Here is a 25,294-nt window from a genome sequence, read left to right on the forward strand (position 1 = left end):
TTTCTACGTCACCTCAGCTCTGCTGCGACAGCGGAACCCGGACAATGCCGCCGTTTTCGCGTTCGCTAATAATGCCATAGACCTGAGCACGCTCCAGGACCGCTGACGCCCAGCGGCGATGCGTTGCAGGCTCACACATGGCACCCAGCGATTTAAAAACCGCCTGTGAGGAGTTCAGGATCCGCAATGCGTCTGCATAATCGTTGTCCGATACTCTCAACGCCGCCTCTATTTTGCTGATCTGATTGGGATGAATTGCCGTTTTTCCTACCAGGCCATGCGCCATATCGAGCGCCAGTTCTTTGTCCATAATGTCGTGATCGTCGATGTGCTCACAAACGGGCGCAGTCAATGCAAAACCGCGGGTGGCAAAGACGGAGACCAGCATTTTGATGACATAGCCCATCGGGCCATCGTACAGCGTGAGATGCCGCGGACGACGCAGGGCGACCACGTTCATGAGATCGTTACCGCCAATACGCAGTGCGATAAGCCGTTGATGGCAGGGATGGTCAAGCAGCGACACCGCCAGTTGGCGCATTTGCTCTACGTCGAAAACCTCTTCAGTTTCAAGCGTCGGCATCATGCATAAATGGGTATGCTGAATGAATTCCCACCATGCCGGTAACGATGCCAGGGTAAACTTAGGCAGCACCAGCCCGTCAACCGGACTCAGATTCATCGTTTGAGTCAGTCTCGCGCCCATCTCAACGTCTCGTGGGCGGATGAATACCAGCGGCCAGTGAGAACTGCCGTCAGTGGCTTTAGCTTTGGCCAGTATATCAAGCAGAACCTGCAAATTACTGAGCGCGGAAGGAACATCTTCCTCGCTGACAGCGTCTTCAAGGCAGATCACCAGCGACCGTAGCCCCTCGACTTTGACATTCAGGATCGCCTCGGCGATATCCGTGCGGGTGGCAGGCATATACAGCGTTGCCCCAAGATTCCAGGGAGAAAGTCGTTTCATCATCAAAGCACCTTCTTAATGATGGTGACGGCGCGATACTGCCCGATAGCATCGCCAACCTCAGCGATCGCAATGCCTTTGTCTTGCGCCAGCGCGACAAGTAACGCCACATCAGGATCGTCTATGGCACGAACAAATACGTGATCGGGCACCCGGCGTAGCACCGCTCGCGTCGCTTCAGCGATGCCGGGTTTAATACGGTTAATACTGTCTACCTGGTAACGGCTGGCCAACGTGTTGACGACCCGATCGCTGGTTTCGCGCAGTTGAGCTTTATCAACACTCGCCAGGGACAGCGCCGGGACCTCATGCAGGCGTCGGCGCTGCTCCGCTACGGTGTCGACCAGCGTGCGGCTGCACTCCCAGGCGGCGAGATGATCGCACTGGACGCAACCGTGAAAACCCTGTTGCGTCCAGATCGAGCGAGAAATCAGTCCTGACACGGGCGCGCCCATAATACCGAAGGGGATCAACCAGTCATCGTCGCTGGCCGACAGCCAGGCCCGGCCACAGGGATCGGCCAGGACGACGAGACGAGGCATAGCCGGATAGCCCGGACGTCCTTTTAGCGACTTGATCAATTCGCCGGTAATCGCGCCTTTTCCGGTCCAGCCGTCTACAAAGACGATACCGTCGGTGCCGTGGCGGGATTCGATCCAGTCCAGCGCGGCAGTGTCGATGCCTCGATCGCGAATAATACTGATGCCGTAATGAAAAGAGGTTCGGCCCATCTCGCGCAGCGCCTGCTGTAACATTACACCCAGCGGCACGCCCGCGCGTACCAGACTTGCCAGTACGATGGGGGTATCACCGAACTGTGCCACCAGGGCGTTGGCAAGTTGCTGCACTTCAGTTGCGAGACGCTCCGCCCCCTGATCGAGCGAACGGCGAAACAGGTCAATGTGCCACGGCGTCGGTTCAGGTTCCTGACTGAGCATTTCTGAATAGTGCTTTTTGCCGGACTGAATATATTCTTCTTTCAACTCTACCGGCGTCATTTCCATTTCTACCGGCTGAAGAAGAAAGTGAACATCTTCAGGCAGATAAGAGCCTGAGAAAATCGTGTCTTCACGCATGATCGTGATCCCCAAAAAGTGATTGCGCAATAGCCCCGGCAAACTGACTTTGTTGCGGAACGCCGAACCAGGTGCAAAGTTTCATAAAACGATGATCGCTCAGGCTATCACCGAGGCCGATGACCGGGAAAACGCCGCGCTCTGCGCGTAATTTTTGCAGTAGCCAGTTGACCGCCAGCCCTTTCTCTACCGGTTCAGGAAGCCAGGCAATGTTGTTACTGTTGCGGTGGATATAAAAGCCGTTAGTCGAGAAGAGGGCTTCGATTTCATCACCAATAGCGTTGAGTTCATCAAGGCGAGTGCTGTCGCGATGTTTCATGACCAGATATACCGGCACATCGCCATATTCATAGTTGAGTCGTGCCCAGGCATTAATGCCTCTGGCGTCCATCAACTCGGTGATCTGGCGCTGCATAGAGGTCAGCTTTTCCTCATAGGGTTTTAAGCGGCCCAGCATATGCGCTTTCCATTCTTCATCAGGCTGACGATCGGCATTCAGGATCACCGCGCCGTGGGTGGTGATAGCCCATGAATGAAAGGGGATCTGCACCCGACTAATTTCTTCCGTGCCTCTGGCGGTGACCGGGATAAGCTCCGCGTGTTCAAGCAACCAGTCGACCAGCATCGCTTGTTCTTCGGTCATAAAACTGCGCGGTTGCAGGCTGCGATCGAGCGCACCGGTACGAAACGGCTCCAGATCCAGCTCATTAATCATTTTGCGCCGGGTCTGAAACAGCGTGTCATCAAGGTCGGAAAGAAAAACGGGTTTATTCATAAGTTATAATCTCTACGGAGTCAGCGACATTTTTCAGACCGGTGAGCAGCAGGGTGTCAATACTCTCAGCCGGTGTCTCAGCGCAGAGTAAAATACGATCGAATGATTGATGTGCAACGTTATACACGAAGTTGGGGATCCCCAGACCGTAGTTGTCGGTAAAGGAAAGGACGGACTGAATGGCAAAACCGGTGGCAATAGGCGAGCGGGTGGTGGAACTGTATTTCACCTCTGCGCCCATGGCTTCCAGTCGCTCTGCGAGCAAAAAAGGTTCCCATACAAATTCGCCGGTCCCCAGCACGAGGATTTTTTCTCCCGGCTTAACGGTAACGTCAGGGGCCAGATCGGCAGCGGGTTTCATCATTCCCAGCCGCCCCCAGGTTTGTTTACCGGACGGCGCGTAGGTGCCCGTTGCAGTGACATTGACCTGCGGCATCACCGGCACCGGTGCGTCGGGAACGGGTTCCCACGACCATTGACCGCTCACCAGAGAAAGAGAGTGTACGGGGAGCGGGCAGCCTGCTTCCAGCGCATCATGGCTCCAGTCGGTCAGCGTTACGGTGACCACCTGACGCAGCGACGTTAGTCCGCCATCGTTGCGCAACGCGGCCAGCAGATTAATAAAGGTATTTCCGGTGGTCGCTTCATCATCAATAAGCACCACCGTCTGCGCCTGCTCAACGCGGCGACGCATCTCAGGATCCGCGGGCAGATAGAGCAGGTGATCGGTGGCATGGCTGTGTGCTTCTTTGAATTCGCACAGTAGTTCGCCGTCAACAGGATGACGTGTGGAGGTCAGATAAACCGGATCGCCAACGCGTTCTCTCAGTTCATCAAAGACACCGGCACCCAGCCCGACCGCCGTCTCGGCCATACCGATGAACAGGACGGGACCAGGAAGATCCTGTGGAAACAGCTCGCTGAGCTGGCGGAAGACGGAGCGCATTATGGTCGGTGAGACTGGAATATGTCGGCCAAGCACTTTGCTGACGAATAAAAAGGCTCTCTTCGGATTACGGCGCTCGGCAATATCAAATAATGATTCAAGCGCAGCTACGCCTTTATGGCGGGTGACGCTGATGGTTCCGCTGGTCAGAGTGCGACGATAAACGTTGGCGTCGTGAGTATTCATCATAGCGTTACGTCCTGAACATGATGGGGTAAATAAATCGCGTCTGCATCACAGTGCATTGGTCAGCGTAGCGTGGTAAGCAATCGCCTCTGTCATGGCACGCACGGTGGCTGGACTAAAACGTGCCTGCGCCTCAGACTGAACGTCGCGTTCACTGAGATAACCCAGTTTGAAACCGGCATACAGCCCCGCGAGGTTAACACCGCTGTGACGGGTATAACCGATACCGCCCGAAGGACGCATGTTGATCTCAAGCAGGACGGGCTTGCCGCTCTCGTCGTTGCGCGTTTGCACGTTGACCAGCCCATCCGCTTTCATAACGGCTGCACAGGCCAGCGCCAGCTCGTAAGCCTCACCTGTATTTTCGAGATACTGGAGCGCGCCTTCTTTACGTCGTCCCACGGCGGCCAGAACCTTGCCTTTGTTTACCAGCATATCGACCGAGTATTCCGGCCCCGGCAGGTAAGGCATTAGCACCAGCGGTTCAAAAGCCTCGGCGGCCTCGCAGGCAGCAAGGTATTGCCAGGTCGTAATCTGACGACGTTCGGGATAGTTGATCATTGTCATGGGCGATACCGCGTCATCTACGCGCCAGAATCCCATTCCATAAATCCCTTTCACCGGTTTGACACAGAGTTGTGATGAGGTAAAAGGTGCGTGAGCAAGCTGTGTTTTCAGTTCACTCAGTGTGGTGATACGCAGTGAGGGAACGACCGGCAGCCCGTTCTTTTCCATAAGCTGAGCAAATGTCACTTTGTCATCGGCAATGTCTATGTCATCAACACCAGATGCGCCCGTCGTCAGCGCTGCGCCAGTCGATTCAATCGCCTGACGGTGAGTTTCGAACCATCGGCTGTGGCGGCCAGTATGAATAACGTTGATCCCGTGTTCTCTTACTATAGCTTCAATAAATGCCAAACGCCGATCGGCATCTTTTGGTTCAGTTAAAGAAAAATGGGCCAACGATAAAATTTCATTTCTTTCATTACGATGCGAAGCATAGATTGTGACTGGTTTACCACACGCGCGGGAAAAATCATTTACACTTTGAATGAGATCCCGTTGAGAAGAAAGACCTTCCATAAACCATATTTTATTTTTCATTTTACGGGTCAACACTTAAATAGAGGAGGATCCCAGCAGTCTATTTATGGTCTGGTGCATTGTCAATCATATTATGATTTTAAATCATTATGCATTCACACCTTCAATAGTTAAGGCAATTTTTAACTCTCACCCCCTAAATATAGGGGGTTATAAAATATAAAAATAATATTATCAATGGCTTATTTAGTTGAAGTGAAGTTTTTAAGAAAATTATCTTGTGAGTGAACTACATCATGATATGATTTTCTTGCTGATGGATTTTTTCAACCAGAAGTGTCGTTTCAGTTAACCCTTGTTAAGGAAAATATATGGTCTCTTTAAGTAAGAATCAGACGGTGTCGCTCAGTAAAGAATCCTCTTCACTTAGTCAGCTTAAGTTTGGACTTGGCTGGGATCCCATTAAGAAAAAAGGATTCTTTGGCGGTCTTCTGGGCGGCTCTGGTGATATCGATCTGGATGCAAGTTGTATTCTTCTGGACGCGAGCGGCAATAAAATAGATACCATTTGGTTCCGCCAGCTTAGTTCCCGCTGCGGTTCTGTAGTTCATAGCGGTGATAATTTAACGGGTGAGGGCGACGGCGATGACGAAGTCATTAATGTTAACCTGACGAAGCTGCCTTCGCAGGTGGAGTATCTGGCGTTTACCGTAAACAGCTTCCGCGGCCAGACCTTCAATGAAGTGCAAAATGCGTTCTGCCGCGTCGTGGACCAGGCGAACAAAGAGCTGGCGCGTTACGCGCTTTCCGAGCAGGGCAGCCACACCGGTATTGTTATTGCCTCGCTACGCCGTAGTGGCGGTAGCTGGGATTTCACGGCGCTGGGCAATGCCTGCCGTGGACGGACAATTGACGACATGCTGCCAGAAATTGTGGCTACGGTGGTACGCTAATGAATCTAAGCCCAGGAGGTAACACCTCCGTTCCGAACGGCGAGTTACGCGTGCGTATCCTTTCCGGTTCGCCTGTCGATACTTCTGCTTTCCGGCTCTATGCCGATGGAAAAGTGAAGGGCGATCCTGACATGGTTTTTTACGGTCAGCCGCGTAATGACGACGGTACTATTAGTTTGACGAATGAAGGTAATAACACCACGTTCATCGTTAATCTCAACAACCTGAAAGCGGACGTGCAGAAAGTGGCGTTCACGGCGACCTGCGAAGGCGTTCAGAAAGTATCAGGTCTGGGAAGTCTTGCCATTCAGGTCGACCATGCAGGTTCGCCGGTCGCCAGTGGCAATGTGGATCTCAATGGCCGTACGGAAGCGGCGTTAATTCTGGGCGAATTATACCGTCGTAATGGGGAGTGGAAATTCCGCTTTATTTCTCAGGGATTCAACGGTGGGTTAAAACCGCTGGCCGAGTATTTCGGTGTTGATATTGCGGATTCGCCAGCCCCAACCCCAACCCCATCTCCAGCGCCTGCGCCCGTACCGCCCACGCCTCCGGCCAGCAAAATAAGCCTGAGTAAGGTTTCATTAACCAAAGAGAAACCGGCAATCAGCCTTGCCAAGCAGGACAACTTTGGTGAGATCCGCATCAACCTGAACTGGCATCGGGGCAGTAAATCCTCCGGCCTGCTGGGCATGTTTGGCGGAGATAAAGGCATCGATCTCGATCTGGGTGCGTTTATCAAGCTGCGTGACGGGCAGAAAACCATTGTTCAGGCGCTGGGAAACATGTTTGGTTCCTACCATTCTCACCCTTATGTTCAGCTTCAGGGCGACGATCGCACCGGCGATGTGAGTGACGGGGAATGGATCCATGTTAATGGCCGCGAATGGAAGAATATTAGCGAAGTGCTGATCTATACCTTTATCTATCAGGGCGCCCCCAGCTGGGATAAAACGGATGGTATTGTCACCCTCCATATCCCTGAACAGCCACCGATTGAAACGCGTCTGACCGAAGGTGATAACAAGCGAACGCTGTGCGCTATTGCGCGTCTGGTTAACGAAAACGGCGCAATTAAAATCGAGCGTATTAATCAGTTCTTTAAAGGACAACAGGAGATGGACCGTGCTTTCGGCTGGGGCTTTCGCTGGACGACGGGTTCAAAATAACGTTAATGCTGAGGACAGAGTGATGAGTTTTTTCAATAAAGTTAAAGGTGCATTTAATACCAGCCGTGAAGAGCTGACAAAGCAGGTCAGCCGGTTTAAAAACAAAAAATTCATGCAGGGGACGGTAGCCGTCTGTGCACGAATTGCGGTTGCCAGCGATGGCGTGAGTGCTGAAGAAAAGCAGAAGATGATCGGCTTCTTACGTTCATCCGACGAACTAAAAGTCTTTGATACCACTGAAGTTATCGAGTTTTTTAACAAACTAATTTCAAGTTTTGACTTTGATATGGAAATCGGTAAAGGCGAAACAATGAAATACATTCTGGCTCTGAAAGATCAGCCTGAAGCCGCGCAACTGGCTATTCGGGTAGGTATTGCCGTAGGTAAGAGCGACGGTAATTTTGATCCTGATGAGCAGAAAGCCGTTCGTGAAATTGCCATTGCGTTAGGCTTCGAGCCTGCCGAATTTGGCCTCTGATTTTTCTGTAAAGGGTAAAACATGGTTTCTACACATATCGGATTTCCGGCTGAAACTGTCACTGTATTTATTGCATTGTCAGTCGGTGCCATCTTTATTGACCTCTTCATGCATCGCCATGACAAGCCGATCTCGCTGAAAAGCGCGGCGTTATGGTCGGTATTCTGGGTCATTGTGGCGATGGCTTTTGCTGGTTTTCTGTACGTGCATCACGGTGCGGAAGTGGCGAGCCTGTTCGTGACCGGTTATGCGCTTGAGAAAGTGCTTTCCGTCGACAACCTGTTTGTCATGATGGCGATCTTCTCATGGTTTGCGGTACCGGACCGCTATCGTCACCGCGTGCTGTACTGGGGGATCATTGGTGCCATTGTCTTCAGGGGTATCTTTGTTGCTATCGGGACCGGTCTGCTTTCCCTCGGCCCATACGTCGAACTGATCTTCGCTGTTGTGGTGGCGTGGACGGCGGTCATGATGCTGAAAAGCGGTGGTGATGAAGAGGAGGTCGAAGACTATTCACAGCATCTTGCCTACCGTATGGTCAGACGCTTCTTCCCGATCTGGCCAAAGCTTTCCGGCCACGCCTTTTTGCTGACGCAGAAAGAAGTGGATACCGAACTGGCAAAACCGGAGAACAAAGATATCGTCGTGGGACGGGTTAAAAAAGCGGCGCTTTATGCCACTCCGCTGATGCTCTGCGTCGCCGTTGTTGAGCTGTCTGACGTGATGTTCGCTTTTGACTCCGTCCCGGCAATCATCGCGGTTAGCCGTGAACCACTGATTGTTTACAGTGCGATGATGTTTGCCATTTTGGGCCTGCGTACTCTTTACTTTGTCCTTGAGGCGCTGAAACAGTATCTGACGCATCTGGAAAAAGCAGTTATCGTGCTGCTGTTCTTTATCGCAGCCAAACTGGGTCTTAATGCCTCCGACCATATCTGGCATCATGGCTACAGTCTTTCCGCCACAACCAGCCTGATCGTGGTTCTGGTGGTACTGGCTATCGGGATCATTGCCAGCGTGCTGTTCCCGGAAAAAGCGGATGCAGAGTAAATAATTTCTATCTTAAAACGTAACCAGTGAGGATTTTTTATGAGCGTTTCTCTTTCTAAAGGCGGCAACGTATCCTTAAGCAAAGCTGCACCGGCAATGAAAAATGTCCTGATTGGTCTTGGCTGGGATGCTCGCTCTACTGATGGTCAGGACTTTGACCTCGATGCGTCTGCATTCCTGCTTGGCCAAAACGGCAAAGTACGCGGTGACGCAGACTTCATTTTCTATAACAATCTGAAGTCCGCAGACGGTTCAGTGACTCACACCGGTGATAACCGTACTGGCGAAGGCGACGGTGATGATGAGTCGCTGATCGTGAAACTGGATACCGTGCCGGCAGACGTTGATAAAGTTATTTTCGTAGTCACTATCCACGATGCGCAGGCTCGTCACCAGAGTTTTGGCCAGGTTTCCGGCGCGTTCATCCGTCTGGTCAATAATGACAACCAGACCGAAGTCGCGCGTTACGATCTGACCGAAGACGCGTCTACGGAAACGGCGATGCTGTTTGGTGAACTGTATCGTCACAGCGGTGAGTGGAAATTCCGTGCCGTCGGCCAGGGTTATGCTGGCGGTCTGGCATCTGTATGTGCTCAGTACGGCATCAACGCGTCCTGATCATCCTTATCTACCGGAGCTGCAAATGCAGCTCCATCATTAACAGCAGGAGCTAAAAATGGCAGTTTCTCTCGTAAAAGGCGGTAACGTATCCCTTACTAAAGAAGCACCAACCATGAACATTGCCATGGTCGGTCTTGGATGGGATGCTCGCGTCACTGATGGTCAGGATTTTGACCTGGATGCCTCAGTGTTTATGGTTGGCGAAGATGGCAAGGTGCTGTCCGATAGTCATTTTATTTTCTTCAACAACAAATTAAGCCCGTGTGGCGCAGTGGAGCACCAGGGCGACAACCGCACCGGTGCTGGCGACGGCGACGATGAGCAGATCAAAATCGAACTGGTTAAAGTTGATGCGAACGTCAAAAAACTGGTGTTTGCGGTCACGATTTATGATGCTGAAGCGCGTAAACAAAACTTCGGCATGGTGAGCAACAGCTTCATGCGCGTTTACAACAACGACAACGGCACTGAAATTGCTCGCTTTGATCTTTCTGAAGATGCGTCGACTGAAACCGCGATGATCTTCGGTGAACTTTACCGCCATGGTAACGAATGGAAATTCAAAGCGGTAGGTCAGGGTTTTGCCGGTGGTCTGAGTGCGCTGGCCTCTCAGCACGGTGTGAACATCTAAAAGTAGTCTCAGAAGCCCGGCATCCGTCCGGGCTTTTTCCCTGGTCCGCAAAAAACAGCGCCATTTCAGCTGCATCCGAAGTGCTCTCTTTTTTGCCGGCAAACGAAAAGGGAACGTGCATGCAACTTCAGGCAGGACAAAATACGGTTATTACCACTTTAGATATCACCCTCACGCTTCATTACCAGGGGAACGCTTCCTTTCGCAGCGATCTCGATCCCTCCGCGTTTTTGCTGGGAGAAAACGGCAGGGTGGCGCAGGATGAAGACTTTATCTTCTTTAATAATCTGCAATCGGCAGACGGTGCGGTCCAGATGGACCTCTCACCTCAACGCGCCACTTTTCGACTCCGGTTACATGATGTACCGCCACGTATCCACAAGATTGCCCTGACGGTCGTCATCGACGGTGAAGATGCGCTGGGACAGCTGGCTCAGTTATCGGTCGCGGCGGGTGAGCTGGCTCAATTTGATGTTGATGTTAACGGTCGTCAGGAAAAGGCATTGATCGTGGCGGAGATTTATCGCTATCAGGGGCAGTGGAAGCTAAAGGCTGTCGGGCAGGGCTTTAACGGTGGTCTGGAGCCGCTGGCGCGTCATTATGGGGTTGATGTTGCCGCTCCGGCAGCCGAATCAGTGCCGGTCAAAATCAGCCTGGAGAAAAAACTTCAGGAGAAAGCTCCGCGTCTGGTCAGCCTTGCGAAAACGGCAACGGTGAGTCTGACGAAGCATAAGCTGGAGTCTCTTCAGGCCCGCGTGGCATTTGTGCTGGATGCCTCAGGCTCAATGAAGGGGCAGTTTAAAAAAGGCAACGTTCAGTCCGTTCTGGATCGTATTGCCGTTCTGGCCGTCCAGTTTGATGACGATGGCGCGATGGATGTATGGGGATTTGCCCAGCGGCACAAAAAGTACCCGGATGTCTCGCTTGATAATCTCGATGGCTATATCTCCCGTATTCAGAGCGCATCCCGCAGCACGATGCTGGAAATTTTGCCCGGTCTGGGTGGCCTGAATAACGAACCGCCGGTGATGAATGAGATTGTCGATTTCTACCATGGAAGCACATTGCCGGTGTTTGTGGTCTTTATTACCGATGGCGGCATAAGTAAAACACGGGAAATCAAAGAGGTGATTCGGCGTTCTGCGGAAGGGCCTATCTTCTGGAAATTTGTTGGCCTCGGTGGTTCAAGTTACGGCATTCTCGAAAAACTGGATACCTTTACCGAGCGGCGGGTGGATAACAGCCATTTCTTTGCGATTGATGATTTTGCAAAAATGAAAGATGAGCAGTTGTATGATTTACTGCTCGAAGAGTTCAGGGACTGGCACGATCAGGCTATGTCATTGCGTATTCTGTAACGATATCGCCCCGACATCGGGGCGATATCATCACAAATTGTAGTTTTGCTGGTTGGCTTTAAGCATTTCCAGCGGCGACTTGCGGCGTTTCCAGGCCGGGTGGAAATGACGCCAGTGGGCATCTCTGGCGGCGGTAAGGAGTTCGTAATCGCCACGGGTATCGCCCCAGGCCCGCAGATGATAGTCGGCCAGCGGTCCATAAACGCTTTCGAGCCGGTTAATTTTTTGAATGCACCGGCAGTTATGTCCGCTAATCCGGCCGGTCAGCTTGCCGTCCTGGATCTCAAGCTGAGTTCCGATCAGTTTTACCCCCAGTTTATCCGCAAAGGGTTGCAACACCAGTTCAGGGGACGCCGAGCATAAGGTGACTTCAGCACCGGACATCCGTTCTGAAGCGACCGCCAGTAATCCACTGGAGCGCATCAACCGATCCCAGTACAGCTCGCAAAATGTTTCCGCTTTTGCACGCAGCCATTTTTCATCAATATCGGTCAGAAAGGTGGTAATCAACACTTCTTTCAGTTCATCCCGGGTTAGCTTGCGACGCATGCAGCGCAGCGCAGGCAGGGTCATCCTGGCAATATTGCGAATAAAAAAACGATTGCCAAAAGCATAACGCAGAAACGGGATGAAGCTGTCATGACGCGTGAGGGTTCCATCAAAATCGAAGACGGACAGAACGTTTGCGTGTGTGGTTTCCATAAAAACGTTTGACTCTCAATGATAGTGGCATTTATCAAAGGTACCGAAGCGATACTCCTGACCTTAGCGAAGATGCTGATATCATCTCAAATTATTGCGTGCGAAGCATTGTTTAAATCGTGGAGGCAGGGAGGGGAATGTTTGCCTGGGGCGCGATAATATCACGCCCGCTATCCGGCAGCTCAGATGTCATCTATCGTATGATCGACAATGATTTCCAGAGTCTTGCGAATGATGTCGGCGGTCACCACATCATCATTGGTTTCCAGAAAAGAGATAAGTTTTTGGATGATCGCTTTATTCGACAATTCACCGTGCGAGTCCATGATGCTTCTGATAGCCGCACCGAGCATCGCGGATTCCTCCACCAGTCTATCGCCAGCAGTACGGAAATACTGAGTCAGCGCCAGGGTAGGCAAATCTTCGTAACTTTCTCGTTCCTGCAACATAACCTGGCTCATGTATTTACTCCGCGATTTATAAGGTTATCAGTGATTTTTGCGTTTACCAGACTGCTGGTCAGTACCAAACAGTTGATGAACGTTATCTCCGCCCCATTGTGACGGCTCACGTGTTGTTTTATTACGTCCTGCGTTATCACTGATTTCCGTAATAATATTCGCAAGAATGTCTCGTCGCTGGCGGTCAGGCTCACTGGCCTCAATGGACCGCAACCTGGCAATCAACGACTGTTTATTGATTGGACTATTATCGACCAGCAGAGATAACACTGCCTCGCCAATAAGCTCGTCTGTCAGTTGTTCTGTTTCACTTCTTTTCATAACTGCATCTCTAATTGCCACTGAGTCCCGGTTGGGAAGCGCGGCATAAAGTCAGTTCTCTGCTGGAAGAGGTCCTCTGATGATCGTCGGTCCTTTATGAAGCATAAGTCCTCCGCCCGAATTGACTTAAAAAAGGGCTTCTGTAATTCAGGGCCGATCAACCTCAGCGGTCAAACAGCAGACCAATCAGCTTGTGATAATGGTTTTCTTCTTCCGGGCCGGAAGCGGTTTCCAGTCGCTTAAGCAATTTGGTACAGATCGCTTTGCGGTTTAGACTGCGTCCGTCGGTAAGAATCTCCCGTACAATTTCACCTAAGGTTTCCTGCTGAGAAGGCAGGGCGGCTTTATTGAAATAACGGGCAATGGCATTAGCGGTATCCGGAATGTAACCATTCTGCTGCATATGTCACTCCTGTAAAATATTTTGTCACATCAAGTACGACTAAAGTTATACAAAATCTTCAAACTTGTACATAGATAATTGTACAATTATTAAAAAACATAACCGCTTTTCTTTTTTGTTGTTTAATTACATGGAGTTAATGAAATTTTTTTGATGCTTAGTTTTTTTTCTGAGTTGTACAGTTTAAAAACTTACTCATCGCGGCCCGTTAATACCCCAATCAGGTAACCAGATTGTCAGAAAAAAGTAAGAAAATACTCAAGTAGTGCAAGATTCAAAAACGAGGATCTGCTAGTGTGGCGGTTCATTCATCCTGCCTATGAGATCTTCATGCTCACCACAATCATTTACCGCAGCCATTTCTGCGATAACGTCCCGTACAAAGCGCTGGAGGAGATGGTTACAGCGGCAAACGAAAAGAACAGCCACGGAGGCGTCACTGGTATTCTGCTGTTTAATGGCACCCATTTTTTCCAGTTGCTTGAAGGCCCGCAGGAGAGCGTAAACACTATTTATCGCCACATTTGCGAGGATGATCGCCATTACAACGTCGTTGAGCTACTGCGTGACTATTCACCCTCACGGCGTTTTGGTAAAGCCGGGATGGAACTCTTTGATTTACGCGAACATGACAGGGATGAAGTGCTCCAGGTCGTGCTGGATAAAGGGACGTCTAAATATCAGTTAATTTATGATGACCGCGCGCTGCAGTTCTTCCGTACCTTCGTCGAGGCGCGGGAAAAAGAGAACTACTTCGAAATTCCCGCCGGTGATTCCTGGGACTTTATTTCCGATGATAATGCCGTGCTACCGCATGATTTGAAGGTTGATTTAACCGAAGAGTGCAGTTTCGCTTTCCAGCCGACCATCGATCCGCTCGCCCAGGAAATCGTCTCGCTTGAAGCCTTGCTTCGTACTCCCGAGGGTGCTTCTCCGCAGACTTATTTTGCATCCCTGAGCGGCGATGCGCTTTACCAGGCGGACCTTCACAGTAAAAAGGTGGCCTTCGCAATGGCTGCGGCGCTGAATCTCGGGGAGCAGACGCTGACGGTTAATTTGCAGCCGATGACGCTGGTCAATGTCCCCGGCGCGGTGAGCTTTCTGCTAACGGAGATAGACGCGAATGGGCTGGTTCCGGAGCAGATTATTGTCGATTTCACTGAAAGCGAAATCATTTCGCGTCTTGATGAGTTCACTGATGCGGTAAGGCAGTTAAAAGCAGCCGGCATCCGGGTCGCCATCGATCACTTTGGCGCGGGGTTTGCCGGACTTTCACTTCTCGCGCAGTTCCAACCTGACCGCATCAAAATAAACCGCGATCTGATCAAGGATGTGCATAAAAGTGGTCCGCGTCAGGCCATTATTCAGGCCATTATCAAATGCTGTACATCGCTTGAAATCTCTATCACTGCCGTAGGCGTCGAAAAGGCAGAGGAGTGGATGTGGCTGGAGTCCGCGGGGATTTCACTGTTTCAGGGCCATCTTTTTGCGAAACCAGCGTTAGGGGCCGTTCCCGCTGTGTTCTGGCCAGAAAAGAAAACCAACTTTTAACCGTTATCCTCGTCAAAATAAACGCTGCTGATAGCATTATCAGCAGCTTTTTTTACGCCTGCGGTTAAGGCATCTTTTGTACAGACCAGCAACTTCACGTTGTACAATAAAAAAACTTGTACAACCCATGGTGAATTGCTAGCCTAAACTTGTACACCCCGGTTTTAAGTATGAGAGTATGAATGGCTTTTTACAGCATTGGTGATGTAGCTGAACGATGTGGAATCAACCCCGTGACATTACGGGCGTGGCAGCGACGTTACGGTCTCCTTAAACCTCAACGTAGCACAGGCGGGCATCGTCAGTTCGATGAAGACGATATTCAGCGTATTGAAGAGATTAAACGCTGGGTGGACAGCGGTGTGCCCGTCGGTAAGGTAAAAGCGTTGCTTGAGGGGGATGCGGTTGCTGCTCATGACGGTTGGGCATCACTTCAGGAAGAGATGATGAGCATATTGCGTCATGTTCATCCCGTCAGCCTCCGCGCCAAAATAGTTGAAATAGGACGTAAACATTCAGCAGAAAACCTTATCGATAACGTGTTCGTGCCTGTCCGTCAGAAACTGAGCCTCGATCAACACACTGCCCGTACAATGTGCAGCTTACTGGATGGAATGTTGATAGATTATGCGGTTTCATGCCTTTCTGAGGCGCGCAAGAAAGAGGGCAAAGAGGCATTACTGATTGGGTGGGGAAGTGATGACCATACCCGATTATGGCTGGAGGCGTGGCGACTTTCTCAGCGCGGCTGGCATATTACCGTACTGGCCGAACCCCTTGACTCACCGAGGCCGGAACTCTTTCCCGGACAGCAAATTTTTTTATGGACAGGCAAAGCGTTGTCACGAAGACAATATGAGCAGCTAGCTCACTGGCAGGAGCAGGGCTTTGCCGTTACTTATCATGGCGTTTAAAGAGAAAGGGCTTAGAACCCTTTCTCTTTATTAACAACGAGTTTCCTCAATACATATTACCTTTCGCAAATCATTTTCATTTTTTTAGCAATATTTCCCTTCGTCATTCGTCTACCTCATTACAGACACGTTTCATTAACATAAAGAGGTAGTACATCATGAGAGATTTCGATTCACACGGTCGCGGACATCGATTTAGCAGACACCGCATGGGTAAGCCGGCGATCATCGGTGCAGCACTGTTCGTCCTGCTGGGCGTGGTGGTCATGACGCTGTGGAATGCATTGCTTCCAGGCATTGTCGGGGTGACAGCGATTGGTTTCTGGCAGGCGCTTGGGCTACTGATATTATGCCGCATTCTTTTTGGCGGACTCGGGCTGCGCCCTGGCATGTTCGGCATGATGCGAGAGCATCGCCGCATGCATGAACGCTGGATGAATATGACCCCGGAGCAGCGTGAGGAATTTATCCAGCAGCGTCGCGCCGGTTTTGGCCATCGCTCTCGTTTTGGCGGTTGCCGGCATCATAATGATAGCGAGAAAACATCCTCACCGTCTGAAGAAAAGTCAGCAGGCGAGTAAGCCCAATGAAGAACGAGTCAATACTGGTATCGGCGCTAAACGCCTGCCGATCCAGACTGAAAGCCTTTATTCGTGGCCGCATGGCAGTGCGCGATGAGGCAGACGATGTTCTGCAGGAAGTCACTTATCAATTAATGAAAATAGAACAGCCGGTGGAAAACATCGCCGCCTGGCTGTTTCGTGCAGCGCGTAATGAAATGACGGACCGGTCGCGTAAAAAACGTGAACTGTCGTTGTCCGATCTCGATAGTGACGCTGATTTTACGGAAAGTGAACTTGAAGCCACCTTATTTGGCGTACCGCAGACGCCTGAGGATGACTATTTAAGCGCGCTGTTTTGGGAGGAACTGGAGGAGGCGCTCGCTGAACTTCCTCCCGCACAGCGCGAGGCGTTTGTAAAAACTGAATTGCAGGGATATAGCGTTAAACAACTGGCGGAAGAAACCGGTCTGAGCTGCCAAACACTATTGTCACGCAAACATAAGGCTGTGCTGTATCTGCGTGTAAGATTGCACAGCCTTTATGATCAACTGATTGAAGGTTAATTGTACTATTGGTGCGCCCAGCGGCTCCTCAGATAAGAGACGGCTTTCTGCGTTTGCGGCTGATGTAGATAGCTTTCACGGAATAAAATCGTGCCGTTAATTTGCGGATTCGCCTCATTCAAATCGAGCTGTTTCTTCAACTCCGGAACGCCGCCGTCAATCATCCAGTCAGGTTCTTTTTTTGACGGCTCACCGACTTTGTATAATGCAATGCCGATATACAGTCGCGTATTGGTAGGTTTCACCACGTTCGCCCACCAGTTAGCCAGTACATCATAACGTGCCGCGCTGCGGGAGAAGGGCCAGTAGAGTTGCGGGGCGATGTAATCAAGGAGGCCCTGCTGAACCCAGCGGCGGGTGTCGGCATACGATTCGTCGTAGGCTGCCGCTCCACGGGTATCGGAGCCTGCCGGATCGAAAGATCGATTACGCCAGACGCCCGCGGGACTGACGCCAAACTCAACCCCGGGTTTCAGTTGTTTGATCGCACGTGAGACCTGTTCAATCAACTGCTCGGTATTATTTCGCCGCCAGTCAGCCTTCGACGCGAAGCTCTGACCGTATTTACGGAACGTTTCATTGTCGTTAAGCGTTGCACCGGGAGATTCGGTATAGAAATAATCATCAAACTGAACGCCATCGACCGGATATCGAGCCACCACTTCCGCTACGATGCTGGTAATCCAGTCCCTGACTTCCGGGATCCCTGGATCGAGCACATAGCGATCGCCTGAGGTACGGACCCAGTCACGATGCAGAACAAAAACACTTGCCGGATGCAGGGATAGCGTTCGGTTGAGCTCAGCTTCCGTGCCAGGTTTAAGATTTACCGACACACGATAGGGATTGAACCAGGCATGCACTTTCATCCCACGTTTATGGGCTTCATCCAGCATAAACTGAAGCGGATCGTAGCCAGGATCCTGACCTATTTTACCGGTGAGCATATCCGACCAGGGCAATATTTTAGACGGCCAGAGTGCGGTGCCATCCGGCTTCACCTGAAAGAAAACGGTATTCACTCCAAGGCTTTTAAGCTCGTCCAGCTTATCGGTTAAGGCTTTCTGCTGCTGGCGGTTGCGGCTCTCAGCGCTGCTGGCATTGATTGAGTTCACCGGGGGCCAGTCGAGACGGGAGACCGTTGCCAGCCAGACCCCGCGCACGGGTGCCTGATCCTGCGGCGATTTTCCTGGCAACGGCTGTTTCGCTACCGGAGGAAGGGGAGTAACGACAGATTTTTGCGTTTTAGACGAGCAACTGGCAAGGAAAAGGGCGCAACAAGCCAGCACACTCAACCGCTTAATGAAAGGAACCTTAAGGCAATGGGAGGCCATGCGAAGTCCGGTAGTTTCAACGTTTATAATCAGGATATTAGGCCTCTGGTGAAGCAAACTTACAAGCAGGAAATGCGAGCAATTGCGAAATGCAGACCCATCCAGCCAATGACAGTCTGCTGCGGGGCTGATATTGTTAATTCGATGCTAAAAATAGCTTAGCCCTATGTTTAATAAGGGTTAAGTTGCTAACTTCTTATCAGGCTAATGCTATGACGTCAGCCGAAAGCACATTTTTAATGGGATGAATATGGGATTACAAGACTCTGCAACAGATGACTCTCTGCTGCGGCACAGGTCGTTTGTTGCTTTTTGGCTGGCCCGAACCTGCTCATCGTTCGGTTTTCAAATGTTTTCCGTCGCCGTCAGCTGGCAGATCTATGCCTTAACACATAGCGCGATGGCGCTCGGTATGATCGGCCTGATGCAATTCTTACCCTCAGTATTGCTGGCGCTACCAGCCGGGCATCTGGCAGATCAACTCGACCGCCGCCGGATTGTGCTTCTTGGACAGTTGATAGAGTGGGGCGCTTTGCTGGGATTAGTCGCCCTGACGCTGCTGCACTGGGCGGATCAATTCGAGATTTGGGGTCTGGTTTTTTTAATTTCAGTGGCGAAAGCCCTGGAATGGCCCGCGATGACATCAATGTTGCCGTCACTGGTACCCCCGCCGATTCTTGCACGAGCAATGGCCGCCAGTTCGGTAAGCGGTGAAGCTGCGGTGATTATTGGACCCACACTGGGTGGGTTGCTGTATGTGATTGGGCCGGAAGTTGTCTATGGCGTGTCGGCGCTGTTTTATCTTTGCTCCATCATTTTGGTCAGCCAGCTGCGCTATGAACGTCCCGCACAGATTCGTTTGCCGATGAATTTAACCAATTTGTTTGCTGGCGTACGGTTTATCCGGGAGCGTAAAGATGTACTGGGCGTAATTTCTCTTGATCTGTTCGCCGTACTGCTTGGCGGAGCGACTGCGCTGTTGCCTATTTTTGCTCAGGATATTTTGCATACCGGTCCGTGGGGACTCGGATTACTACGCGGCGCACCGTCCGTTGGCGCGCTGTTGATGGGCGTGTGGCTGAGCCGTCACAAGCTGGAGAAAAATGTCGGGATCATTATGTTTGGCGCAGTGGCAGGCTTTGGACTGGCGACGCTGATATTTGCGCTTTCCACCCAGCTCTGGCTGTCATTAGTGGCGCTGGTCGCGCTCGGTGGTTTCGATATGGTCAGCATGGTGATCCGCGGCGCACTGGTTCAGCTTGATACGCCAGATGATATGCGCGGGCGCGTCAATGCGGTCAATGCAATTTTTATCAATACTTCCAACCAACTCGGCGAGTTTGAATCTGGTGTGCTGGCCGCATGGCTCGGTGCTGTACCCGCAGCAGCATTGGGAGGAATTGGAACGTTAGTGGTTGTCGCAGTGTGGATGACGATATTTCCCCATTTGCGCAAACGACAGAAGCTGGAGAATGAAAAGGTGGCCTGAGTTCTTCTGAGCGCCGGAGGGCCACCGTTTTTCACCACACGGTAGAAGGTCAGCACGCCTTAGTCAGGTGAAGGTCCGCGCTCCAGAAACGTGGAAAGTGCGATATAGCTGCGCACAGAGCGTACGCCCTCAAGGCTCTGAATCTCCATCAGGAAATTTTCCAGCGATTCGGTATCGGCGGCGCGTACTTTAATAAAGACGCAGCCGTCTCCGGCAACCGTATGCAATTCTTCTACTTCCTTGCGGCTGGTGAACTGCAGAAGGGCGCGCGTCGCTTGATAGCTGCTGGTATCGATCACCAGAAACGTGAGTAGCGTCCGTCCCAGTTTGCAGCCATCCAGTATTGCTACGGTGCCTTTGATTACTCCATCGCGCTTCAGTCGCTTTACGCGATCGTGAACCGCGGGGGCCGATAAATTCACAATCTCGCTCAACTCCGTGTAACTGCGGCCTGTGTCTTCCGCTAAGGCACCTAATATTTTTCGGTCAATAGCATCTAGTTCTGCCGGTTTATGCCTTGTCTGCCGAATACCATTTTTTTCTTTATCAAATGTGCTCACAGGGCTTCTCAGTCTGAATGAAAGTATGAATATACTACATTCTACCTAATATTATTAAGCCACAAAATAGTTAATGGAGTTGCAATGCCTATCGCACTTTTCGCTCTTGCCGTCGGCGCATTCGGTATCGGTCTGACTGAATTTGTCATTGCCGGGATCCTGCCGGAAATTGCCGCAGAATTTAGTGTCAGTATCCCGAAAGCGGGAATGATGGCGACATCCTACGCCCTTGGTGTCTTTGTTGGTGCACCGTTGTTAACGGTGCTGGGCGCAAAGGTTCCTCGCAAGGCCATGCTGATCGCGCTGGCGGGTATTTTTACGGTCGGTAATATCATTACGGCAATCGCGCCGACGATGGAAATAGCGGTTGCGGGTCGTATTATCACGTCCTTTAATCACGGGGCCTTTTTCGGTATTGGTTCAATTATTGCCGCCTCGTTGGTAGCGCCAGGTCGTCAGGCAAGCGCCATTGCCTTTATGTTTTCAGGGCTGACTCTGGCCAATCTGCTTGGCGTGCCGGCCGGTACCTGGCTTGCTCAGACGTTTAGCTGGAGACTGGTGTTCTGGGTGATTGCCGGTATCGGGCTGCTGACGACGGCAAGCGTAGCCGTACTGGTTCCGCATATTGCGAAGGGCAAGGCCATTGCCTTACGCAACGAGCTGCGGGCCTTTGTCGATCCGCAAGTGCTGCTCGTTATGGGGATCACTATTTTCGGCCCGGCAGCCTTTTTTACCTCCATCACTTACATTGCTCCTATGATGGTTGAGGAGGCCGGTTTCACCGCAGGCGGCGTGGCGGGGCTGATGGTGCTGTTTGGCCTGGGACTGGCTGTTGGAAACTGGATAGGCGGGCGCTTCGCCGATCGCTCACTTTTTGGCACGCTTTTCGTTACGCTTGCCGCTCAGGGGCTGGTACTGCTGGTTTTCTGGGCGGGTGTCGAAAGTCGGTGGATTGCAAGCCTCTCAGTCTTCCTGATGGCGGCGTTCGGCTTCGCGACGGTCTCGCCCATTCAGAAGTTGGTGATGGAACGCGCCAGCCACGCTGGCGCACCCACGATGGCCGCATCGGTCAATATTGGCATGTTTAATCTGGGAAATGCGCTGGGTGCATGGGCTGGCGGCGTGACCATTGCCGCAGGTTTTGGTCTGGCCTCACCGAACTGGGCGGGGGCTATTCTCTCCTTTATTGCGCTAGGTCTTGCTTTTCTGGCATGGCAAAGCGCCCGCAAAGGTTACATTTTGCCGATACATGAGTGACTTAATGTATACGATGAGCGCCCACAGAGAAGCGGGCGCTTTTTATCGCTATCATATAATGTCAGGAGAGCTTATTCAGATTCTGCAGGACTGGTGTCCATATTTCCCCGGATATTATCTTTTCTACCCGAGCCGTAAGCAGCATCCGCCCGCTTTTGCGCTGATGATCGACGCGCTTCGCTACCAGGAATAACGGGTCCGTATTAACGGCCCACGCGAGCCTGATGCTCAGGAGAGTAACGTTCGCCGACGACTTTGATCGTTTCAAGCGCCTGGGTTATCTGCCGTGAGTCATCTTGCGAAAGAATGATGTCGGCAGTCCCCAGGTTTTCTTCCAGCCGGTGCAATTTGGTGGTACCTGGGATAGGAACAATCCACGGCTTTTGTGCCAGCAGCCATGCCAGCGCGATTTGTGCAGACGTCACACCTTTCTCTGCCGCCAGTTCACCCAGCAATGAGACCAGCTTTTCGTTGGCTTCAATCGCCTGCTCGGCGAAACGCGGTACGATGCTGCGATAATCATCTTTCCCAAAAGTAGTTCCTGGCTTAATCGAGCCCGTCAGGAAGCCTTTGCCTAATGGGCTGAAGGGGACAAAACCAATACTCAGTTCTTCCAGTAACGGCAGGATCTCCTGTTCAGGCTCGCGCCACCACATGGAGTATTCGCTTTGCAGGGCAGTGACAGGTTGTACGGCATGCGCACGACGAATGGTTTGCGCACCCGCTTCGGACAGACCGAAATGTTTAACCTTGCCTTCAGCTATCAGGTCTTTCACGGTTCCCGCAACGTCTTCAATCGGGACATCCGGGTCGACGCGGTGCTGATACAGCAGGTCAATGACATCAGTCTTAAGACGGCGTAATGATCCTTCCACCGCTTCACGGATATGCTCCGGACGGCTGTTTAAAATCTGCTGCTTGTTGTCGTCGCCAAAAGTAAAACCAAACTTAGTGGCGATGGCCACGCGGTCACGAAATGGTTTTAAGGCTTCACCGACAACCTCTTCATTAAGAAAGGGTCCATACACTTCAGCGGTATCGAAGAAGGTGACGCCACGTTCAACCGCTGCGCGAATGAGCTCGATAGCCTGACGCGTATCGGTCGCCGGGCCGTAGCCGTGGCTTAAGCCCATACAACCGAGCCCAAGTGCGGAAACTTCGAGTCGGGATTGACCCAGATAACGTTTTTGCATTGAATGAATACCTCTTTTATCGCGACTTAAACATCAAGTTTGCGGCCAGTCAGCCATTCCACCATCGCCGGGTCGCGGTGTGAGAAGAAGGCGCTGGTTGCGGTGTCGAGGGCGGCAATCTGCAGCATATCTTCAGTGCTGAGTTCAAAATCGAGAATGTTGATGTTCTCTTCCATGCGTTCTTTGCGCACCGATTTCGCCAGTGAAACGATGCCTCGCTGGAAGATCCAACGCAGCACAACCTGACCCACGCTTTTGCCGTACTTCTGACCAATTGCCGTTAACACGGGATGCTGGAACAGGCCATTTTTACCCTCAGCAAAAGGCGCCCAGGCTTCCGGCTGAATGCCATGGCTTTGATTCCATGGAACGGCATGCAGCTGCTGGTTGAAGGGGTTAACTTCAATCTGGTTCACCGCAGGGGTCACCTTGTTGAAGGCGATAAGGTCGGCCAGTCGGTCTGGATGGAAGTTGCTGACGCCAATGGCGCGAATTTTTCCTGCCTGATGCAGTTCTTCCATGGCACGCCAGGCTCCATGGACATCACCGTAAGGCTGGTGAATCAGGTACAGGTCAACGTAATCAATTTGCAGCCGGTTCAGGGATCGTTCGTACTGTGCTTTAGCGCCTTCGTAATTGGTATCCTGTAGCCACAGTTTGGTCGTTACAAAGAGTTCGTTACGGGCGATACCGGTTTGTTTCAGTGCGTTCCCGACATGTGTTTCATTCTGGTAAGACGCAGCGGTATCGATCAGGCGGTATCCCGTATCGATGGCATCAATAACGGCTCTTTCACATTCCGCAGCATCCGTCATCTGGAAGACACCAAAACCCAGCAGGGGCATTTCAATACCGTTGTTCAGTTTTACAGTTTGCATGACGTTATCCTTCAGCTGTTGTGTTGGAAAAGCATAACGCAAAGTGATTTATTCGATTAGGTGGGATAATTAGCTAGGGTTTATTAGATGTGTTCATTAATTGAGAGAAGGGGATGGTTAGCTTTGTGCCAAAAGTCGACGTTGATGATTCATATATCGATAGTTGAGATACTTAAGGAATCGGCCAATGTTTCTGGGTACTCATCAACTTAACTACAAATTGAGCGCATTTAACATAATATACATTATGCGCACCTAAAGTGTTAGGGATAAATAATCATGCCAATCTGGGCATCTTCTTCTCTTTACCGACCATCGAATGATTCTGATGATGGCAAAATCCCGCTCGAGATCTTGTCTACTTACTCTTATCTTCTGTTGTTCAGCAGCGTGGCTTTTCCTGCTTTGTCATCTGTCATCTGTCATCTGTCATCTGTCATCGGCAGGATTTTTTCACTTCTCCCACAGGCATTCCAATTTCAGACACTCGGCTCCTTTATAAATGCACTCGTCATACACCTGATAACCGATGTGCTCAGCAACGTTGAGCGAAGCTACATTGTCCCTGGCAATAAGACAGATCGTTTTGACTGGCGAAAACGCGCTGACAAACCATGTGTGTGCCGCGGTGGCGGCTTCCTTTGCGATCCCCTGATGCTGGGCGGTTTGCGATACGACCCAGGATGCCTCGGCATACTTCCCGAAGTTCTCGTCGATATCCCGATGAAAATTTGCCAGGCCTGTTTCTCCCAGAAACACGCCATCGGATTTTCGCAGGATCGCAAATATGCCATAACCAAAGGTGGCCCAGTGACCTATATTGCGTAGTAAGCGATTCCAGCCTTCTTCAGGCGTGAAGCCTGGCGCATTCATGAGTTTTGGATCGGCATACATGGGATACCATGCAGCGAAATCAGTGATAATTTGGGGGCGTAAAATCAATCGGTCCGTGACAATGGTGGGCATTGTTTTTCCTGCAATGCAATGGTATGTGCTCTTTATTATATCTCCCGGCCCGCTAGCGGGAAATCATCGATGTGTTAAAGATAGCAAAGCCCGGAAATGTCACGCTCCGGGCTTCTGGATAAGATTATGTTAAACCGACATCATTAAGTTTGCTGGAGGCTGTTCAAATCTCTGAGCATCCGCTTAAGGCACTTAATTTTATTTTTATCGCGTATCGCCCCTGAAACTTTACTCAACTGGAAAAACGTTTTGTCACCAAAACCATCAATGACTTTAAAGCGATACTCCTGACGCGTGCTATCCCAGGCATAGACAATATTTTTGCAATGTAGAGAGTTAATAATCACACGAGTGCTAACGAACCATGCTAAAAAAACGTTAAGCTTCTGTAGCTTGTGTGCATCTAGCTCTTTGTTCATTGCCAGCTGATAAAGGGTTTGGGCGATGTTATTTTGTTCATCGCACTCTTTTACAATGACTTGCCCTACCCCTTTATTTGTTTCGACCAGCCCCAGAATTTTCTGCATAAAAAGCGAGTCGGCCTCATTATGGGGTTTGCACTCTTTGATATCACGGTGAACTTCACGCTGCTTGCTTTTGTACTTTGCAATTCCAGGAATGACGATCTTAATAAGTAGCTTACTGTCTTGCGGATGCTGAAAGACATAGCGATCGTTGCCCCTGGCCAGCAAATCATCGTCGGTTAACACAAGCTCTTGCTTCATAATGGTTTTTGGACTCTTAGCCGATGGGAAATAACAACACCTCGTTGCATTCCAACAGTGGCGACTCGTTTTGTTATAAAAATAATGATATATTAATAACGTCAACAATGAGTAAACGAATTGCTCATTTGTTCGAAAATCGTTCGATATCGTCCATGGC

28 protein-coding genes and 1 pseudogene are annotated in these 25,294 nt (G+C 50.9%); 14 read left to right on the forward strand and 15 right to left on the reverse strand.

Annotated elements, in window-relative coordinates; all coding sequences use genetic code 11:
• Positions 1 to 13: 13 nt before the first annotated feature.
• The 5 genes from ACMGGS_RS17500 to ACMGGS_RS17520 are packed head-to-tail and all read right to left on the reverse strand — an operon-like array spanning position 14 to position 5,054.
• Complete coding sequence (locus tag ACMGGS_RS17500) at positions 14 to 970, reverse strand: HpcH/HpaI aldolase/citrate lyase family protein (RefSeq protein WP_414163685.1); 957 nt, start codon at positions 968 to 970, stop codon at positions 14 to 16.
• Positions 970 to 2,043, reverse strand: a complete 1,074-nt coding sequence (locus ACMGGS_RS17505; protein WP_414163686.1) for a cysteine protease StiP family protein — start codon at positions 2,041 to 2,043, stop codon at positions 970 to 972. Before ACMGGS_RS17505 ends, ACMGGS_RS17500 begins: the two co-directional genes overlap by 1 nt.
• Positions 2,036 to 2,818: a hypothetical protein gene (locus tag ACMGGS_RS17510; RefSeq protein ID WP_414163687.1), complete on the reverse strand. Its 783-nt coding sequence runs from the start codon at positions 2,816 to 2,818 to the stop codon at positions 2,036 to 2,038. The genes ACMGGS_RS17505 and ACMGGS_RS17510 overlap by 8 nt, the downstream gene beginning before the upstream one ends.
• Positions 2,811 to 3,950 carry a phosphoribosyltransferase domain-containing protein gene (locus ACMGGS_RS17515; protein WP_414166305.1) on the reverse strand — a complete coding sequence of 380 codons (1,140 nt, stop codon included), beginning with the start codon at positions 3,948 to 3,950 and terminating at the stop codon, positions 2,811 to 2,813. The genes ACMGGS_RS17510 and ACMGGS_RS17515 overlap by 8 nt, the downstream gene beginning before the upstream one ends.
• Before the next feature lie 48 nt (positions 3,951 to 3,998).
• Complete coding sequence (locus ACMGGS_RS17520) at positions 3,999 to 5,054, reverse strand: ATP-grasp domain-containing protein (RefSeq protein WP_414163688.1); 1,056 nt, start codon at positions 5,052 to 5,054, stop codon at positions 3,999 to 4,001.
• Between the two features lie 311 nt (positions 5,055 to 5,365).
• Between ACMGGS_RS17520 and ACMGGS_RS17525 the strand changes: the two genes are divergently transcribed.
• From ACMGGS_RS17525 to ACMGGS_RS17555, 7 genes are all read left to right on the forward strand, one after another.
• Positions 5,366 to 5,947, forward strand: a complete 582-nt coding sequence (locus ACMGGS_RS17525) for a TerD family protein (protein ID WP_194205971.1) — start codon at positions 5,366 to 5,368, stop codon at positions 5,945 to 5,947.
• Positions 5,947 to 7,116, forward strand: a complete 1,170-nt coding sequence (locus ACMGGS_RS17530) for a TerD family protein (RefSeq protein ID WP_414163689.1) — start codon at positions 5,947 to 5,949, stop codon at positions 7,114 to 7,116. Before ACMGGS_RS17525 ends, ACMGGS_RS17530 begins: the two co-directional genes overlap by 1 nt.
• Before the next feature lie 22 nt (positions 7,117 to 7,138).
• Complete coding sequence (locus tag ACMGGS_RS17535; RefSeq protein ID WP_414166306.1) at positions 7,139 to 7,594, forward strand: tellurite resistance TerB family protein; 456 nt, start codon at positions 7,139 to 7,141, stop codon at positions 7,592 to 7,594.
• A 21-nt stretch (positions 7,595 to 7,615) separates the two neighbouring features.
• Positions 7,616 to 8,644, forward strand: coding sequence for a TerC/Alx family metal homeostasis membrane protein (locus tag ACMGGS_RS17540; RefSeq protein ID WP_176917385.1), 1,029 nt, complete (start codon positions 7,616 to 7,618; stop codon positions 8,642 to 8,644).
• 39 nt (positions 8,645 to 8,683) lie between these two features.
• The gene (gene terD / locus ACMGGS_RS17545; protein ID WP_176917384.1) at positions 8,684 to 9,262 is read left to right on the forward strand and encodes a tellurium resistance membrane protein TerD; all 579 of its coding nucleotides are present in this window, start codon (positions 8,684 to 8,686) and stop codon (positions 9,260 to 9,262) included.
• Between the two features lie 58 nt (positions 9,263 to 9,320).
• Entirely contained in the window at positions 9,321 to 9,896 is a 576-nt protein-coding gene (locus ACMGGS_RS17550) for a TerD family protein (protein ID WP_414163690.1), read from the forward strand.
• Between the two features lie 119 nt (positions 9,897 to 10,015).
• Positions 10,016 to 11,254: a VWA domain-containing protein gene (locus ACMGGS_RS17555; protein ID WP_414163691.1), complete on the forward strand. Its 1,239-nt coding sequence runs from the start codon at positions 10,016 to 10,018 to the stop codon at positions 11,252 to 11,254.
• A 30-nt stretch (positions 11,255 to 11,284) separates the two neighbouring features.
• Here the strand turns inward: ACMGGS_RS17555 and ACMGGS_RS17560 are convergent, their stop codons facing one another.
• The 4 genes from ACMGGS_RS17560 to ycgZ all read right to left on the reverse strand — a co-directional run bounded on the left by ACMGGS_RS17560 (position 11,285) and on the right by ycgZ (position 13,141).
• The gene (locus ACMGGS_RS17560; RefSeq protein WP_414163692.1) at positions 11,285 to 11,956 is read right to left on the reverse strand and encodes an HAD family hydrolase; all 672 of its coding nucleotides are present in this window, start codon (positions 11,954 to 11,956) and stop codon (positions 11,285 to 11,287) included.
• Positions 11,957 to 12,138: 182 nt separating this feature from the next.
• A complete protein-coding gene (locus ACMGGS_RS17565; RefSeq protein WP_414163693.1) occupies positions 12,139 to 12,417 on the reverse strand; it encodes a biofilm development regulator YmgB/AriR family protein in 279 nt (92 codons plus the stop codon).
• A gap of 27 nt (positions 12,418 to 12,444) precedes the next feature.
• The gene (locus ACMGGS_RS17570) at positions 12,445 to 12,738 is read right to left on the reverse strand and encodes a hypothetical protein (protein ID WP_414163694.1); all 294 of its coding nucleotides are present in this window, start codon (positions 12,736 to 12,738) and stop codon (positions 12,445 to 12,447) included.
• A gap of 163 nt (positions 12,739 to 12,901) precedes the next feature.
• Positions 12,902 to 13,141 carry a regulatory protein YcgZ gene (gene ycgZ / locus ACMGGS_RS17575; RefSeq protein WP_414163695.1) on the reverse strand — a complete coding sequence of 80 codons (240 nt, stop codon included), beginning with the start codon at positions 13,139 to 13,141 and terminating at the stop codon, positions 12,902 to 12,904.
• Between the two features lie 330 nt (positions 13,142 to 13,471).
• On the opposite strand from ycgZ, the gene ACMGGS_RS17580 reads away from it, so the two are divergent.
• The 4 genes from ACMGGS_RS17580 (at position 13,472) to ACMGGS_RS17595 (ending at position 16,732) form a co-directional block, all read left to right on the forward strand.
• Positions 13,472 to 14,692 carry a diguanylate phosphodiesterase gene (locus tag ACMGGS_RS17580; RefSeq protein ID WP_414163696.1) on the forward strand — a complete coding sequence of 407 codons (1,221 nt, stop codon included), beginning with the start codon at positions 13,472 to 13,474 and terminating at the stop codon, positions 14,690 to 14,692.
• Between the two features lie 182 nt (positions 14,693 to 14,874).
• Positions 14,875 to 15,606: a MerR family transcriptional regulator gene (locus ACMGGS_RS17585; RefSeq protein WP_414163697.1), complete on the forward strand. Its 732-nt coding sequence runs from the start codon at positions 14,875 to 14,877 to the stop codon at positions 15,604 to 15,606.
• A gap of 158 nt (positions 15,607 to 15,764) precedes the next feature.
• The gene (locus ACMGGS_RS17590) at positions 15,765 to 16,187 is read left to right on the forward strand and encodes a hypothetical protein (protein WP_414163698.1); all 423 of its coding nucleotides are present in this window, start codon (positions 15,765 to 15,767) and stop codon (positions 16,185 to 16,187) included.
• 5 nt (positions 16,188 to 16,192) lie between these two features.
• Positions 16,193 to 16,732 carry an RNA polymerase sigma factor gene (locus ACMGGS_RS17595; protein ID WP_414163699.1) on the forward strand — a complete coding sequence of 180 codons (540 nt, stop codon included), beginning with the start codon at positions 16,193 to 16,195 and terminating at the stop codon, positions 16,730 to 16,732.
• Positions 16,733 to 16,737: 5 nt separating this feature from the next.
• Here ACMGGS_RS17595 and ACMGGS_RS17600 read toward each other — a convergent pair whose 3' ends face one another.
• On the reverse strand, positions 16,738 to 18,066 hold the full coding sequence (locus tag ACMGGS_RS17600; protein WP_414163700.1) for a glycoside hydrolase family 10 protein: 1,329 nt from the start codon (positions 18,064 to 18,066) through the stop codon (positions 16,738 to 16,740).
• A gap of 250 nt (positions 18,067 to 18,316) precedes the next feature.
• On the opposite strand from ACMGGS_RS17600, the gene ACMGGS_RS17605 reads away from it, so the two are divergent.
• A complete protein-coding gene (locus ACMGGS_RS17605; RefSeq protein WP_414163701.1) occupies positions 18,317 to 19,555 on the forward strand; it encodes an MFS transporter in 1,239 nt (412 codons plus the stop codon).
• A 59-nt stretch (positions 19,556 to 19,614) separates the two neighbouring features.
• Here the strand turns inward: ACMGGS_RS17605 and ACMGGS_RS17610 are convergent, their stop codons facing one another.
• The gene (locus ACMGGS_RS17610) at positions 19,615 to 20,115 is read right to left on the reverse strand and encodes an Lrp/AsnC family transcriptional regulator (protein ID WP_414163702.1); all 501 of its coding nucleotides are present in this window, start codon (positions 20,113 to 20,115) and stop codon (positions 19,615 to 19,617) included.
• Between the two features lie 84 nt (positions 20,116 to 20,199).
• Here ACMGGS_RS17610 and ACMGGS_RS17615 point away from each other — a divergent pair, with 84 nt between their 5' ends.
• Together ACMGGS_RS17615 and ACMGGS_RS17620 are read left to right on the forward strand one after the other, a co-directional pair.
• Entirely contained in the window at positions 20,200 to 21,372 is a 1,173-nt protein-coding gene (locus ACMGGS_RS17615) for an MFS transporter (RefSeq protein WP_414163703.1), read from the forward strand.
• Between the two features lie 52 nt (positions 21,373 to 21,424).
• Positions 21,425 to 21,565 (forward strand): annotated as a pseudogene (locus ACMGGS_RS17620) (LysR family transcriptional regulator); the annotation flags it as partial.
• Positions 21,566 to 21,575: 10 nt separating this feature from the next.
• Here the strand turns inward: ACMGGS_RS17620 and ACMGGS_RS17625 are convergent.
• The 4 genes from ACMGGS_RS17625 to ACMGGS_RS17640 form a co-directional block, all read right to left on the reverse strand.
• Positions 21,576 to 22,565, reverse strand: a complete 990-nt coding sequence (locus ACMGGS_RS17625; protein ID WP_414163704.1) for an aldo/keto reductase — start codon at positions 22,563 to 22,565, stop codon at positions 21,576 to 21,578.
• Positions 22,566 to 22,591: 26 nt separating this feature from the next.
• A complete protein-coding gene (locus ACMGGS_RS17630) occupies positions 22,592 to 23,443 on the reverse strand; it encodes an aldo/keto reductase (protein WP_414163705.1) in 852 nt (283 codons plus the stop codon).
• A 453-nt stretch (positions 23,444 to 23,896) separates the two neighbouring features.
• Entirely contained in the window at positions 23,897 to 24,409 is a 513-nt protein-coding gene (locus ACMGGS_RS17635; protein WP_414163706.1) for a GNAT family N-acetyltransferase, read from the reverse strand.
• A 143-nt stretch (positions 24,410 to 24,552) separates the two neighbouring features.
• On the reverse strand, positions 24,553 to 25,134 hold the full coding sequence (locus ACMGGS_RS17640) for a YrbL family protein (protein WP_414163707.1): 582 nt from the start codon (positions 25,132 to 25,134) through the stop codon (positions 24,553 to 24,555).
• Between the last annotated feature and the right edge of the window lie 160 nt (positions 25,135 to 25,294).

Source organism: Superficieibacter sp. BNK-5, from assembly GCF_047456055.1.
Taxonomy (GTDB): domain Bacteria; phylum Pseudomonadota; class Gammaproteobacteria; order Enterobacterales; family Enterobacteriaceae; genus Superficieibacter.

Bases quoted from the DNA above. Each gene is read 5' to 3' on its own strand.
- ACMGGS_RS17525 (WP_194205971.1), top strand. From the start codon at position 5,366: ATGGTCTCTTTAAGTAAGAATCAGACGGTGTCGCTCAGTAAAGAATCC.
- ACMGGS_RS17560 (WP_414163692.1), bottom strand. From the start codon at position 11,956: ATGGAAACCACACACGCAAACGTTCTGTCCGTCTTCGATTTTGATGGA.
- ACMGGS_RS17580 (WP_414163696.1), top strand. From the start codon at position 13,472: ATGCTCACCACAATCATTTACCGCAGCCATTTCTGCGATAACGTCCCG.
- ACMGGS_RS17630 (WP_414163705.1), bottom strand. From the start codon at position 23,443: ATGCAAACTGTAAAACTGAACAACGGTATTGAAATGCCCCTGCTGGGT.
- ACMGGS_RS17635 (WP_414163706.1), bottom strand. From the start codon at position 24,409: ATGCCCACCATTGTCACGGACCGATTGATTTTACGCCCCCAAATTATC.
- ACMGGS_RS17510 (WP_414163687.1), bottom strand. From the start codon at position 2,818: ATGAATAAACCCGTTTTTCTTTCCGACCTTGATGACACGCTGTTTCAG.
- ACMGGS_RS17640 (WP_414163707.1), bottom strand. From the start codon at position 25,134: ATGAAGCAAGAGCTTGTGTTAACCGACGATGATTTGCTGGCCAGGGGC.
- ACMGGS_RS17535 (WP_414166306.1), top strand. From the start codon at position 7,139: ATGAGTTTTTTCAATAAAGTTAAAGGTGCATTTAATACCAGCCGTGAA.
- terD (WP_176917384.1), top strand. From the start codon at position 8,684: ATGAGCGTTTCTCTTTCTAAAGGCGGCAACGTATCCTTAAGCAAAGCT.
- ACMGGS_RS17555 (WP_414163691.1), top strand. From the start codon at position 10,016: ATGCAACTTCAGGCAGGACAAAATACGGTTATTACCACTTTAGATATC.
- ACMGGS_RS17505 (WP_414163686.1), bottom strand. From the start codon at position 2,043: ATGCGTGAAGACACGATTTTCTCAGGCTCTTATCTGCCTGAAGATGTT.
- ACMGGS_RS17595 (WP_414163699.1), top strand. From the start codon at position 16,193: ATGAAGAACGAGTCAATACTGGTATCGGCGCTAAACGCCTGCCGATCC.
- ACMGGS_RS17570 (WP_414163694.1), bottom strand. From the start codon at position 12,738: ATGAAAAGAAGTGAAACAGAACAACTGACAGACGAGCTTATTGGCGAG.
- ACMGGS_RS17550 (WP_414163690.1), top strand. From the start codon at position 9,321: ATGGCAGTTTCTCTCGTAAAAGGCGGTAACGTATCCCTTACTAAAGAA.
- ACMGGS_RS17615 (WP_414163703.1), top strand. From the start codon at position 20,200: ATGCCTATCGCACTTTTCGCTCTTGCCGTCGGCGCATTCGGTATCGGT.
- ACMGGS_RS17600 (WP_414163700.1), bottom strand. From the start codon at position 18,066: ATGGCCTCCCATTGCCTTAAGGTTCCTTTCATTAAGCGGTTGAGTGTG.
- ACMGGS_RS17565 (WP_414163693.1), bottom strand. From the start codon at position 12,417: ATGAGCCAGGTTATGTTGCAGGAACGAGAAAGTTACGAAGATTTGCCT.
- ACMGGS_RS17530 (WP_414163689.1), top strand. From the start codon at position 5,947: ATGAATCTAAGCCCAGGAGGTAACACCTCCGTTCCGAACGGCGAGTTA.
- ACMGGS_RS17515 (WP_414166305.1), bottom strand. From the start codon at position 3,950: ATGAATACTCACGACGCCAACGTTTATCGTCGCACTCTGACCAGCGGA.
- ACMGGS_RS17625 (WP_414163704.1), bottom strand. From the start codon at position 22,565: ATGCAAAAACGTTATCTGGGTCAATCCCGACTCGAAGTTTCCGCACTT.
- ACMGGS_RS17585 (WP_414163697.1), top strand. From the start codon at position 14,875: ATGGCTTTTTACAGCATTGGTGATGTAGCTGAACGATGTGGAATCAAC.
- ACMGGS_RS17590 (WP_414163698.1), top strand. From the start codon at position 15,765: ATGAGAGATTTCGATTCACACGGTCGCGGACATCGATTTAGCAGACAC.
- ycgZ (WP_414163695.1), bottom strand. From the start codon at position 13,141: ATGCAGCAGAATGGTTACATTCCGGATACCGCTAATGCCATTGCCCGT.
- ACMGGS_RS17520 (WP_414163688.1), bottom strand. From the start codon at position 5,054: ATGAAAAATAAAATATGGTTTATGGAAGGTCTTTCTTCTCAACGGGAT.
- ACMGGS_RS17540 (WP_176917385.1), top strand. From the start codon at position 7,616: ATGGTTTCTACACATATCGGATTTCCGGCTGAAACTGTCACTGTATTT.
- ACMGGS_RS17605 (WP_414163701.1), top strand. From the start codon at position 18,317: ATGGGATTACAAGACTCTGCAACAGATGACTCTCTGCTGCGGCACAGG.
- ACMGGS_RS17500 (WP_414163685.1), bottom strand. From the start codon at position 970: ATGATGAAACGACTTTCTCCCTGGAATCTTGGGGCAACGCTGTATATG.